This window comes from Neobacillus citreus (assembly GCF_018343545.2).
Lineage (GTDB): Bacteria > Bacillota > Bacilli > Bacillales > Cytobacillaceae > Neobacillus > Neobacillus citreus.
Window position 1 is genome coordinate 134,039 of record NZ_JAGYPE020000004.1, and the last position, 12,989, is coordinate 147,027.

General features: G+C 40.1%; 12 protein-coding genes. 10 read left to right on the forward strand and 2 right to left on the reverse strand.

Going from position 1 to position 12,989, the window contains the following annotated elements:
* Position 1 precedes the first annotated feature (1 nt).
* From KHB02_RS04225 to KHB02_RS04235, 3 genes are all read left to right on the forward strand, one after another.
* A complete protein-coding gene (locus tag KHB02_RS04225) occupies positions 2 to 742 on the forward strand; it encodes a maleate cis-trans isomerase family protein (RefSeq protein WP_213139941.1) in 741 nt (246 codons plus the stop codon).
* 253 nt (positions 743 to 995) lie between these two features.
* On the forward strand, positions 996 to 1,901 hold the full coding sequence (locus KHB02_RS04230) for a fumarylacetoacetate hydrolase family protein (RefSeq protein ID WP_213139942.1): 906 nt from the start codon (positions 996 to 998) through the stop codon (positions 1,899 to 1,901).
* A gap of 221 nt (positions 1,902 to 2,122) precedes the next feature.
* Positions 2,123 to 4,300, forward strand: a complete 2,178-nt coding sequence (locus KHB02_RS04235; RefSeq protein ID WP_213139943.1) for a malate synthase G — start codon at positions 2,123 to 2,125, stop codon at positions 4,298 to 4,300.
* Positions 4,301 to 4,369: 69 nt separating this feature from the next.
* On the opposite strand, the gene KHB02_RS04240 is transcribed toward KHB02_RS04235, so the two are convergent.
* The gene (locus KHB02_RS04240; protein ID WP_026576247.1) at positions 4,370 to 4,564 is read right to left on the reverse strand and encodes an alpha/beta-type small acid-soluble spore protein; all 195 of its coding nucleotides are present in this window, start codon (positions 4,562 to 4,564) and stop codon (positions 4,370 to 4,372) included.
* Positions 4,565 to 4,834: 270 nt separating this feature from the next.
* Between KHB02_RS04240 and KHB02_RS04245 the strand changes: the two genes are divergently transcribed.
* The 6 genes from KHB02_RS04245 (at position 4,835) to KHB02_RS04270 (ending at position 11,035) form a co-directional block, all read left to right on the forward strand.
* Positions 4,835 to 5,608: an IclR family transcriptional regulator gene (locus KHB02_RS04245; protein WP_213139944.1), complete on the forward strand. Its 774-nt coding sequence runs from the start codon at positions 4,835 to 4,837 to the stop codon at positions 5,606 to 5,608.
* Positions 5,609 to 5,666: 58 nt separating this feature from the next.
* Positions 5,667 to 6,866, forward strand: a complete 1,200-nt coding sequence (locus KHB02_RS04250) for a quaternary amine ABC transporter ATP-binding protein (RefSeq protein ID WP_213139945.1) — start codon at positions 5,667 to 5,669, stop codon at positions 6,864 to 6,866.
* Complete coding sequence (locus KHB02_RS04255; protein WP_213139946.1) at positions 6,863 to 7,699, forward strand: ABC transporter permease; 837 nt, start codon at positions 6,863 to 6,865, stop codon at positions 7,697 to 7,699. Before KHB02_RS04250 ends, KHB02_RS04255 begins: the two co-directional genes overlap by 4 nt.
* A 9-nt stretch (positions 7,700 to 7,708) precedes the next feature.
* Entirely contained in the window at positions 7,709 to 8,596 is an 888-nt protein-coding gene (locus KHB02_RS04260) for a glycine betaine ABC transporter substrate-binding protein (RefSeq protein ID WP_338088259.1), read from the forward strand.
* 108 nt (positions 8,597 to 8,704) lie between these two features.
* Positions 8,705 to 10,432 carry a CocE/NonD family hydrolase gene (locus tag KHB02_RS04265; protein ID WP_213141228.1) on the forward strand — a complete coding sequence of 576 codons (1,728 nt, stop codon included), beginning with the start codon at positions 8,705 to 8,707 and terminating at the stop codon, positions 10,430 to 10,432.
* A gap of 72 nt (positions 10,433 to 10,504) precedes the next feature.
* Positions 10,505 to 11,035 carry a DUF2179 domain-containing protein gene (locus KHB02_RS04270; protein ID WP_213139947.1) on the forward strand — a complete coding sequence of 177 codons (531 nt, stop codon included), beginning with the start codon at positions 10,505 to 10,507 and terminating at the stop codon, positions 11,033 to 11,035.
* 91 nt (positions 11,036 to 11,126) lie between these two features.
* On the opposite strand, the gene KHB02_RS04275 is transcribed toward KHB02_RS04270, so the two are convergent.
* Entirely contained in the window at positions 11,127 to 11,903 is a 777-nt protein-coding gene (locus tag KHB02_RS04275) for an acetoacetate decarboxylase (protein ID WP_213115532.1), read from the reverse strand.
* A gap of 398 nt (positions 11,904 to 12,301) precedes the next feature.
* On the opposite strand from KHB02_RS04275, the gene KHB02_RS04280 reads away from it, so the two are divergent.
* Positions 12,302 to 12,988: a CoA transferase subunit A gene (locus tag KHB02_RS04280; protein WP_213139948.1), complete on the forward strand. Its 687-nt coding sequence runs from the start codon at positions 12,302 to 12,304 to the stop codon at positions 12,986 to 12,988.
* The last annotated feature ends 1 nt before the right edge of the window (position 12,989 follow it).

Consider the following 12,989-nt stretch of genomic DNA (forward strand, 5'->3'; position numbering starts at 1 on the left):
TATGTCAGAACCAAAGAAAATCGGAATGCTTACACCGTCATCCAATACGGTTTTAGAGCCTATCTGCTCAAGAATGTTATACAATGTACCGGAAGTTACCTGCCATTATGGACGTTTTGAGGTAACAAAAATCTCACTGGAACAGGATGCTCTCAGCCAATTTAATTTTGAACCGATGCTGCAAGCAGCTGAACTGTTGGCCCATGCAGAAGTAGATGTGATTGCCTGGAACGGTACATCTGGCGGATGGCTAGGCTTTGATATGGATTATAAGCTTTGTGAAGAAATTACAAAAAGAACGGGTATCCCGGCTACAACTTCCATGCTGTCACAGGTGAGAGCATTTAAAGAACATAATATTAAATCAATCCACATGGTTACGCCATATATCCCGGAAATCAATAAATTAATTGTTGAACAATATAAAAAGCATTGTAATGTAGAGACGGTTAATGTTTCTGGACTTTCCCAAACTGTCAACCGTTCTTTCAGTCAAGTTTCACAGGAAAGAATTGAGGAGCAGATTAAGGAAGTGTGCGTGACGCCTGCAGATGCTCTAAGCGTGGTGTGTACAAACTTCCCTGCGGTTGGAAAAGTAGAATACTATGAGGAAAAGTATGAAATCCCAATGTATGACACGATCAACGTGCTAATCTGGGAGTGTTTAAAAATGGTCAATGTCGATCCTGCCAAAGTAAAGGGTTGGGGGAAACTGTTTTCAAGGGTAACAGTAAACAACTAATACTTTTTCATGGGCATTTCAACCTGGCGGGGTTGGAATGCTCTTTTTTTTAAAGAAGCAATTGGGTGCTGCATGGTGTTTTTTCGTCTTCACTGACGACTCCATACATTTTACGGGACAGAAGATTGGCTGACCCAACCCCGATGTATACCATTTTCAATGACAGAACCAATATAAATTATACAACAATAAGGAACACTTGAAAATTTTTTGGAAAATAAATTCTATTTTTTACAAAAACGGAGGGAAAGCAATGATCTCGTTAAATTTTTATAAAGAAGAACAGCTGTGCCTGGGTATTAAAACAGAAAGAGGAATCTTGGACGTAAAGGCAGCCGTTAGTAAACTCCCCCATATTCAATCTGCGCCGAAAACAACGGCTGAATTAATTGCTTTTGGGCCAAAAAAGCTTCAAGAGTTATTAGATTTGTCTAACATGGAGGATTCGCTATTCTTAGAAGAGGAGTCATTGACCTTTGGCCCTTGTGTTACTGAACCGCAAAAAATCATTGGCGTTGGTCTTAATTACAAGGATCATGCAGCAGAGTGCGGGCTCCCATTACCGCCTGTCCCAATTATCTTTAGCAAATTTAATACAGCCATACGGTCCCATGGGCAAGACATCTTGTTGCCAAAAAATACAAAGCAAGTGGATTATGAAGGTGAAATAGCGATTATTATTGGTAAAAAGGCCAAAAATGTGAAGAAGGAAGAAGCCCTTTCCGTTATCTATGGATATTGTATTACCAATGATTTAACGGCCCGCGACCTTCAAAAGGTAACCGGACAGTGGCTGTTAGGCAAATCCTGTGACGGATTTTGCCCGCTTGGTCCGTATCTTGTCAGTAAGGAAGAAGTAGAAAATCCCAATAATTTAAGGATTGTTACGAAGCTTAATGGAGAGGTTTGTCAGGATTCCAACACTTCCAATATGATTTTTCCATGCGAGGAACTTATAAGCTATATTTCTGACCATTTTACTCTTCATCCGGGGGACGTCATTTTAACAGGTACACCAGCGGGAGTCATTCTCGGTAAACCAGAAGAACAGCAGGTATGGCTAAAGGATAGCGATGAAATCTCAATTGAGATAGACAAATTGGGCACTTTGAAGAATAAGTTTAAATCTGAAGGATATAGCAGTTCCATAGTAGAATAATAATATGAAGAAATTGAATTGTTGGAAAATTTATAAATAAATATTGAATATACTATCTGAAAATGCTAATCTTAAAACGTGTAGTATAACAGGATGGAAAAGATATAACCTGTATTAATAAAGACTTCTGTAAATAGTTAATTTCAAATTTATGGTTGTTAATCCAAACATTTATAGTTTAGGATTTTAAATAACTACTAGTTTTAGGGAGGAATTACTGCATGTCCAATTACATTAAGACGGGCAATCTCCAGGTTGCTGATATCCTTTACCGTTTTATCAATGACGAAGCATTACCGGGAACCAATCTTGAAGCTGCTGCATTTTGGTCCAATTTCGAAAAAATGATCGAAGAACTGGCACCAAAAAATCGGGAATTACTTGCCAAGCGGGATGTAATCCAAGACAAAATTAATAAATGGCACAAGGAAAACAAAGATTTTGATGCCGTAAGTTACAAACAATTTTTAATTGAAATTGGCTACATAGAGCCGGAAGTGGAAGATTTTCAGGTCACAACAGAAAACGTTGATGAAGAAGTGGCACTTAAAGCAGGCCCTCAGCTAGTAGTGCCGGTGGATAATGCCAGATACGCCCTTAATGCGGCAAATGCCCGTTGGGGAAGCCTTTATGATGCGCTGTACGGAACAGATGCAATTAGCGAAGACGGTGGAGCAACACGTGAAGGAAATTATAATCCTGTTCGTGGTGAAAAGGTTATTACATTCGCAAGAGAATTCCTTGACCAAGCGGTTCCTTTGAATGGAGGAAGCCACAAAAATGCTGTTCTATATGCAGTTGAATCAGGGAAATTGGCTGTAACTTTAAGCAATGGAACTACTGTTGGACTTCAAGATGAAGCTAAATTTGCGGGCTATCAAGGAAACTCTGTTGCGCCATACGCAATCCTATTGAAAAATAATGGCCTTTATTTTGAAATTCAAGTGGACCGCAGCCATCCGGTCGGTAAAACTGATAAAGCAGGAGTCAAAGATATCCTGTTAGAATCCGCTTTAACCACCATAATGGATTGTGAGGATTCTGTAGCAGCGGTTGATGCAGAAGACAAGGTTAACGTTTACCGAAACTGGCTTGGATTGATGAAAGGTGATTTAACGGCAAGTTTCCAAAAGGGTGATAAGACACTCACTCGCAAATTAAACCCTGACAGAGAATATACTTCGCCAGATGGAAAAATCATCTCACTTAAGGGTCGTTCCCTAATGTTTGTAAGGAACGTGGGCCACTTAATGACCAACAATGCAATCTTGGATAAGGACGGCAATGAAGTGCCTGAAGGCATCATGGATGCAGTAGTGACAAGTTTGCTTGCCAAGCATACATTGCTAGGGAACGGAACTTATCAAAATTCCAGCAAAGGTTCCATTTATATTGTAAAGCCGAAGATGCATGGATCGGCAGAGGTAGCATTCGCAAATGAACTTTTTGACCGTGTAGAAGAAATTCTCGGCCTTAAAAAGAATACCTTAAAAATTGGTGTAATGGACGAAGAGCGCCGCACATCCTTAAACTTAAAGAATTGTATCCATGAAGTAAAAGATAGGATTGTCTTCATTAATACGGGCTTCCTTGACAGAACAGGTGACGAAATGCATACATCGATGGAAGTCGGTCCGATGATTCGCAAAAATGATATGAAGTCATCGCTCTGGCTGCAAAGCTATGAAAAGTCAAATGTCTATAATGGCCTAGCTACAGGACTGCAAGGCCGCGCGCAAATCGGTAAAGGAATGTGGGCAATGCCAGATTTAATGGCAGAAATGCTGAAGCAAAAAATCGGCCATCCGAAAGCAGGAGCCAATACGGCATGGGTTCCGTCGCCAACAGCTGCCACCCTGCATGTGCTGCATTACCACCAAGTAGACGTTACAAGTGTTCAGGAACAATTAAAAAATGAGATTAAAGATTTACGAGACGATATTTTAGAAATTCCTGTATCGCCGAGCCGTAATTGGACTGCTGAAGAAATCCAGCAGGAGCTCGACAACAACGCTCAAGGCATCCTCGGATATGTTGTCCGCTGGATTGACCAAGGGGTTGGCTGCTCCAAGGTTCTGGATATTAACAATATAGGTTTAATGGAAGACCGTGCGACGTTAAGGATTTCCAGTCAGCATATTGCCAACTGGCTTCATCATGGAATCTGTAATAAAGCGCAAGTATTAGAGACACTTAAGCGGATGGCAAAAGTGGTTGATGCCCAAAACGCTGGTGATACCAACTACCGTCCGATGTCGCCTGACTATGAGGTCTCAGTTGCTTTCCAGGCCGCGTGTGATCTCGTTTTCGAAGGATACGACCAGCCAAACGGCTATACAGAACCAATCCTTCACCGCCGCCGCTTGGAATTAAAAGCAAAATTATCCATTAAAAATTAATCAGCGGGTGATATTACCTGTTTGAAAAAAGCTGCCCAGCGGGGCAGCTTTTTTCGTTGAAATCACAGGTTATTGGCCTTGTTGATTTCGCAATGATTGTTCAGCGTAAGCAACGAGACGTTTGGTCATTTCGCCGCCGACTGAACCATTCGCTCGTGCGGTCGTATCAGCACCAAGCTGCACTCCAAACTCGTTGGCGATTTCTTCCTTCATTTGATCCAGAACATTGCCTGCACCAGGAACCAATAGTTTGTTTCTAGCCATGATACATCACTCCCGACGAAGTTTTTGAGCAATAAAAGAATGCTCGTAAATAATATTACCTAAGTCGAAGTATTCAATTCGTCGTAAAATATTCCAATCAAACGACAAAATAAATTAATTTTCGACTGTTGACAATATTCAGAAAAATAAGTATTCTATATATGAAATGAAAGTTCTTATATGAAATCGGTTTTCTTATTTGAACTTCTTTTTTACATGTAAACACTTTTTGCAATCAAAGAATCTATCAGTTGAATGTGAGGTGAACTTATGAGAACAGATGATGTTGAGCATAAGTACTCTGCTCCAGCCGTTGTTTATGCTTTTGATATTTTAACATTTTTGGGAAAACCAAAAAACAAAAAGTCTACGTTAACGGAAATAAGCAATGGTACCGGCCTAAATCGATCTACTTGCTATAGGATTCTTCAAACTTTAGTCACCTTGAAAATACTCCTCTATAATGAAGAAACGAAAAAATTTTCCTTGGGTCCCTATTTAATCGTCTTAGGCAACCGTGCCTCTGAGTTAATTGATTACATGGCAATTGCGAAGGATTATATGGAGAAAATTAGTGAACTGACAGAATCAACCTGCGGTTTGATCCAAAGGATTGGCGATGAATGGGTATACATAGAAAAAACCAACCCAAAATCTCCATTTAGCCTCTCTATCAATGTAGGGCAGCGTTTTCCTCTTAACGCCGGTGCATCCGGAAAGCTATTTCTATCCTACATGCCTGAAAATGAAAGAAATGAGATTCTCGACCGAATCGGTTTAAAAAAATATACCGACAATACAACATCCGAAAGGGAAAAATACATCGGCGAACTGTCCACCATCCGAAATCAAGGGTATGCAGTTAGTATTAATGAACATTTTGAAGGCATCACAGGACTGTCTTTTCCCATCGAAAATAAACTGGGAGAGCTTGAATTTGTAATAACCGTTTTTATTATCAGTAATTTTAAAAAAGTGGAAAACTTTGATCAGCTTGCACATGAAATCAATAAAATCATTAAGGATTTGTCTTCTTTTTTCTAATATAAATGCTTCATAAAAATTTTTCCTGAGCTAAATTTACAAAAAGAGGTGAAAGCTTATGAACAAAATCGAAATAATAAATTTGACCAAGGTGTTCGGAGAAAAGCCACAAAAGGCAATAGAAATGCTTAAAAACGGGGAACAAAAGGATGAAATTTTAAATAAAACAGGAATGACCGTCGGGGTAAATCAGGTTTCCTTGTCGGTAAAACCAGGTGAAATTTTCGTCATAATGGGTCTTTCGGGAAGCGGCAAATCTACTTTAATAAGATTGATTAATAGGTTAATTGAACCTACTGCCGGAGAGGTTTTTATCGATGGACAGGATATCACCAAGATGGATAAGACAGCTTTGATTGAAATGAGACGAAAAAAGCTAGGGATGGTCTTTCAAAAATTTGGTCTGCTTCCACACCGTTCTGTGTTGAATAACGTCGCCTATGGGTTGGAAATCCAAGGGGTAAAAAAGCCGGAACGAGAAGTTAGAGCGATGAAAATTATTGAGGACGTTGGACTGAAGGGCTATGAAAAAAGCATGCCAAACCAGTTAAGTGGCGGCATGCAGCAGCGTGTCGGTTTAGCCCGGGCTTTGACCAGTGATACTGACATTTTATTAATGGATGAAGCCTTTAGTGCGCTAGACCCGATTATCCGTAAAGAAATGCAGGATGAACTGTTAAGGCTGCAAAGCAAGATTGGAAAAACCGTTTTATTTATCACTCATGACTTAGATGAAGCCCTAAAGCTCGGCGACAGGATCGCCATCATGAAGGATGGAGTGATCGTTCAAATCGGAACACCTGAAGAAATTTTGGCCAATCCTGCTGACAGCTATGTAGCCAACTTCGTCCAAGACATCGACCGTTCTAAAGTTTTAGTAGCTTCCCATGTGATGAAAATACCGGAGGCCGTCATGTTTTATCATGAAGGATCTCAAGAAGCGGTTAGAAGAATGGAGGAAGCCGGATCACCGATTATTTATGTTGTTGATAGGGAAAAGAATTATCTTGGTTTATTAACAATTGATGATGCCATTAAGGCGTTTAATGAAAATCTCCCATTGGAAAGAGTTTTAATTGAAAGCGCTCTATCAGATCCTGATACTCCATTAAATGACCTAATTGGTATTGCCGCTAATGCAAAATACCCTATTACCGTCGTAGAGAATGGGAAGTTATTGGGGATTATCTCACGTGTTTCTATTCTTTCAGGATTGGTGCTTGGGAAAAACAACGAACGGGTGGTGGTCTCAGCATGAACTATTTCAAATTACCATTAGAGGAGTGGACCAACACATTTATTAATGACTGGTTTCTTCCAAATATGAGCGGTTTTTTTGATGGGATAAGCAATTTATTCCAATCCTTTATTGATATGATTACGGAGATTTTAATTGCTGTTCCACCCGAAATTATCGCGATTATTCTCATTATTTTGGCGTGGAGAATTTCCGGAAAAGGACTGGCGCTGTTCACCTTGGTAGGCTGTCTTTATATGGGTTCTGTCGGAATGTGGGAAGCGGCGATGCAAACAGTTGGGATTATGATAGTTTCCACAATTGTTTCTGTTTTTATCGGAGTTCCACTGGGAATTCTTAGTGCAACCAGCAGGACTGTCGATAAAGTTATTCGTCCAATACTAGATTTCATGCAAACCCTGCCTATTTTCGTTTATTTGATTCCATCTATTCTTTTGTTCGGACTTGGTGGTGTACCGGCAGTTATTGCTACATTCGTGTTTGCCGCACCGCCAGCAGTAAGAATGACTAGCTTAGGGATTAAACAAGTACCAGCTGAAGTGGTGGAAGCGTCGAAAGCTTTTGGGTCGACTACAACTCAATTATTGTTTAAGGTTCAGCTTCCACTGGCAATGCCAGCGATTATGGCTGGTGTCAACCAGACCATCATGTTGTCATTATCAATGGCGGTCGTTTCTTCTATGATTGGTGCCCCAGGGCTAGGTTCTTCCGTATTGCGGGGAATTGCAACTGTGAACGTAGGACTTGGATTGACAGCGGGACTAGCAATTGTTGTTTTGGCGATTATTCTTGATCGTATTACACAAAGTTTAGGTCAAAAAACCAAAATTTAAGGAGGAGAAATGATGAAAAAAGGATTATTAGGGTTAATCATCGCGATGGTTCTGCTTTCTGTAGTTGGCTGTTCATCTTCAAGTACATCTGGAGAAGGAAAAAAACAAGATGCAAAAGAAGGCAAAAAATCAGTAACAATAACATTTGGAGTTACACCGTGGAGCAGCACAGTACCGCCAACCAAAATAGCTAGTCTTATTTTAAAAGATATGGGATATACAGTAAAAGAAATGAATGCGGATGCCGGAAGTGTTTATACAGGTCTTTCACGTGGAGATATTGATGTATTTATGGATTCCTGGATTCCGGCACATACACCGTACCTTGAAAAATATAAAGATTCTATCGAAGATACAGCTATTAGTTATAAGGACGCTGCAACAGGTTGGGTTGTCCCGAAATATATGACAGATATTAATTCTATCGCAGATTTGAAGGGGAAAGAAAGCGAAGTCAAAAACGAAATGTATTCAATTGAGGTAGGGACTAGTGCTTCAAAAACAATTGATGAAATGATTAAAGCTTATGGGTTAGATATTAAGCAGGTAAACTCATCTGAAGCAGCCATGCTCGCTGAGGCCATGCGGAAAATGGCAAAAAAAGAACCAGTTATCTTTTTCGGATGGCGGCCACACACAATGTTTAACAAGTTTGACCTAAAAGTCTTAAAGGACGATAAGAACTTTTTATCTGTTTCTGACATTCACGTCATTACCAATAAAAAGCTGAAAGAAACTGCCCCAGATGCCTATAAATTTTTAAGCAATTGGAGTATTCCTATTGATGATGTAGAAGAGATGATTGCCAAAATTGAAAACAAGGAAGACGCTGAGAAGGTTGCCCAAGAGTGGATTAAGAACAATCCAGATAAAGTAAAAGAAATGACCGGAAAATAAGACATGAATTCTTTCTGTGCTGACTTGTTATGGGTCAGCACAGAGTTATTTTTACTGCCTAAAGCATTTACAATAAATAAATATGGGCAAGGAGAGAGGGATTTGGAAATGAATCAAATTTTGGTGGAGAAAAATGTTCCTTGTACGTTAAGAGACGGAACTGTTCTATATGCTGATATCTATCGACCAAATAAAGAAGGTAAATTCCCTGTACTACTAACAAGGCACCCATACAACAAAGATTTGCCATTTTACTCCCATCGTTATTTGGATACGAACCGCTTGGTCCAAAACGGTTATGTTGTCATTAACCAAGATGTAAGGGGAAGGTATAATTCTGAAGGAAACTTCTACCCGATGATCCATGAAGCGGAAGATGGCTACGATACTGTTGAATGGGCTGCGAAATTACCTTTTTCAAATGGTAAGGTAGGAATGTTCGGATTATCCTATTATGGATTCACACAATTATTGGCAGCATCTGAACAGCCGCCGCATTTACAAGCTATCGCTCCAGTAATGACCTTAAGCAATCGTCGTGACACTACATTTACGGAAAGCGGAGCCTTTCTGCTTGCTTCCTCAGAAACATGGGGGCTTGAGTCACTGGCGCCGGATGAAATCAAACGAAAATATAAAAAACCCGCTCTAATTGCGGAAAAGATGAAGCAATTAGCGCACTTCTATAACAATATTAACGAATGGTACCGATTCAAACCGGTAAAGGACTGGCCGCCACTAAAAGAGCTTGGAGTAGCCTCAGCCTTCTATGATTCCTTCGATGAAACAGTAAGGGAAGAGCTCGGCGAAAGAATGAGTATATTTCATAAATATCATCAGTTTACGGTACCTGCGTATCATATTGCCGGCTGGTATGATAATCTCCTTCCGTCGACGATTCAAAACTATCTTGGAATGTCTGAAAAAGCAGCAACATCTGAAGCTAGAGACAATCAGAAATTAATGATTGGTGCCTGGGGACATGGAGTTTATACATCGACCCTTGGTGAACGGTCTTTCGGCCTTCATGCTGCAGGTGACTGGATTGATTACAAGGAAGATCTAACGGGATTACATCTGCGCTGGTTTGATTATTGGTTAAAAGGAATAGACACAGGGATTGTGAATGAGGCTCCGATAAAGATCTTTGTAATGGGCATTAATGAGTGGCGTGATGAATATGAATGGCCATTAGCCCGGACTAATTATAAGCCTTTCTATTTACATAGCGAAGGGAAGGCCAATACGAGGTTTGGTGATGGAGAGTTATCTTGGGAAAAGCCTGGGAACGAACCGAATGATCAATTCATTTATGACCCTGAAAATCCAGTTCCAACTAAAGGTGGGGGAACATTATTTGCTGGGGCTCATACGTACGGCCCTCAGGACCAACGCAGAGTTGAAGAACGGGAGGATGTCCTTGTTTATACATCACAGCCTTTAGAACAGCCATTGGAAGTGACAGGTCCAATCAAGGCAAAGCTGTGGGTCCAAACAGATGCGGTTTCTACAGACTTCACAGCAAAGTTGATAGATGTCATGCCAGATGGTACAGCCTATAATCTCACTGATGGAATTGTTCGTTTGTCAAATCAACACTCAGGAAATACCGTCGAAATCGAAATTGATATGTGGGCTACCAGTAATGTGTTCCTGCCGGGTCATTGTATTAGGGTGGAGGTATCCTCTAGCAATTTCCCGCGTTATGATGCGAATTTAAACACAGGAAAAACAATGATTGATAGTCTTGAAAGTAAATGTGCTCGGCAAACCATTTTCCATCAGGAGGAATATCCATCCTATCTGTTGCTGCCGGTAATTGAGACAGAAAAATAAATATAATAACTGTCATTTGACTGAGCAGGCTGATTTTTCTTCACATTAGTCATTTTATCTGAGGTGCTCCGTGTGTTAGAAATCTTTTTAATCTTATTATTGCAGCTTATTTATGTACCGTTACTTACACTTCGAATCATATTCATAGTTAGAAATCTCACCACCCTTGCAGCCATCTTAGGGATGGCGGAAATGCTCGTTTATGTATTTGGATTAGCTTTAGTGTTTAATGGAAGTCAGAGTATTTTAGCGATGGTTGTTTATGCAGTTGGGTTTGGTATAGGGATCATTTACGGGACAAAAATAGAACAGAAATTGGCGGTAGGTTATATTATTTTTACAGTCAACACTCAAACAAAAAACATAGAACTTATAGAAACGCTCAGAAACAATGGGTTTGGAATTACCTTGTTTGTTGGGGAAGGACGTGATGGGGACCGTTATAAAATGGAAATTTTCACGAAACGGAATCGAGAAAAGGAATTAATCTCGATGATTGAAAAATTTGAACCGAACGCTTTTATTGTATCCTATGAACCTAGGTTTTTTAAGGGAGGATATTTACTGGATCGGAGAAAAAATCCAAACAAGAAAACCGGCTAGCTGCTAAAATAGAGCTTGTCTTTTATATTTAAAAGGGTCAGCCCCCTGTGCTTTAGTATAAAGCGATGGGAGACTGACCCTTTTTACCGACTTATTTTTGGCTTACTAATTCCTTATTTGAAGGTACACTAGCTTCGGCTAAATAATCATGAACTACCTCTGTGCGCGGGAGAGATAGGTCAGTAAGGATATGGGAAGCAGAGACGATTTCTAGCACAGGAAAGTCTGCCAGCGGAGCAAGAGCATGAGCAAATAGCTGCAGGCGGGCAGGGGAAGTCCATGCGCCTTTGATTGTAATGTCCTTAATCTCTCCTCGCACCAACTCACAAATACGAGGCTTTCCATTCTGTCCCCGAATTAGCTTTAACATATAGTACGGCTTACAAATTTCTTCACGAGCAGCTTCTAAATCGATTTGCTGATGCTTATAACCCATCGTCGCGGTTGCTACTCTTAATGTACCGTAGTCCAAAGTGCCTACAAGTGTGTCGGAATCTATGTATAAACTTGGTTTGCCCAGTTTCTTTGGATACGCTCCAACTTCACGGCCTGCAGCAATGGCTGGATGATTATCCACATACATGCAGTGTACATAGTCGCCTTTTTCACCATTGTAATTAACTTGAATGACTTGACCACACTCCGTGTAAGAGCCCAAACCAGTCACATCTGGCATCCGGATGACCTCAAACTTCACAAGCGGCTCATCGATTTCAAGCGGTTCAGGTACTACCTTTCTCAAAGCCTCGATGTCAGTACGATAGACAATGTTTAAGTATTCGCGATTATTAAATCGATATGGCCCGCGTGGGAAAGCAGGTGCATCCAGCGGAGTGGAGATTTGTTTTGCAACTTCTTCTAATTTCATTTCAAACATCCTTTCAGTAGTTTAATAATATGTAAATTATTTAAATAATAAAAACCTATTAAAAAATAAAAATCGAATAACAATACAGTTATTATTGTACATGCAATAATAGCTTTGTCAACGAAATAAGCAGATTACTCAAAATTTTTAGATTTTTGTCGAAAAAGCACGAAAATATTGTTATGACAATGTTTTGTGAAGGTTGTATTATAATATTGACACTCTTCAACGTTAAATTGGTTTGAAAAGTTGGGAAAAATTATTATTCTATAAAAGATAAAAAAATTATTCAAATATTAATTGACAGAAAATTACCTCTTGTCTTATTATTTAACATGATAACATACCAACCGGTTAGTATGAAAGTGAAAACAGTAAATTCATAAGGAGAATGCAGGATGAACGATACGATTGAACAGATTCAAACGAAAGTGAAATTCTTAACAGCAGACGAGGCAATCGGGGAAATTCCCGAAGGTTCCAGTATTATGGTAGGGGGATTCGGTTTCCCTGGTATGCCGCGTCATCTTTCGAGGGCGCTAGTTAGACGGGAAGAGCTCCGTGATCTTACCCTAATCACAAATAGTCTTGGAAGTGTATCCATTCTGAATGATTTGTTTGAGCAAAATCGCATCAAAAAAGTAGTAGGGAGTTTCTTTTCCACAAATAAGGAACTTGTGAAAGCGAATCGTGAGGGAAGTGTTGAAATCGAGTTATTGCCGCAAGGGACATTTACAGAAGCGATTCGTCTAGGCGGAGCAGGGATTCCAGCATTTTTCACCCCAACAGCTGCGGGAACAGATCTGGCCCGTGGGAAAGAAACACGTACATATAACGGACGCGAGCATGTCCTTGAACAATCACTGACTGCTGATGTGGCAATTATCCGTGCCCATAAGGCTGATAAAGCGGGTAATCTTGTCTATAAAAAGACAGCGCAAAACTTTAACCCAGCCATGGCAACTGCAGCCAAATTAACGATTGTGGAAGTAGACGAAATTGTGGAAATTGGTGAGTTGGATCCGGATAAGATTGTTACACCATTTATCTTTGTTGATATTGTTGTAAAAAGGGAGGAAGTGTAAG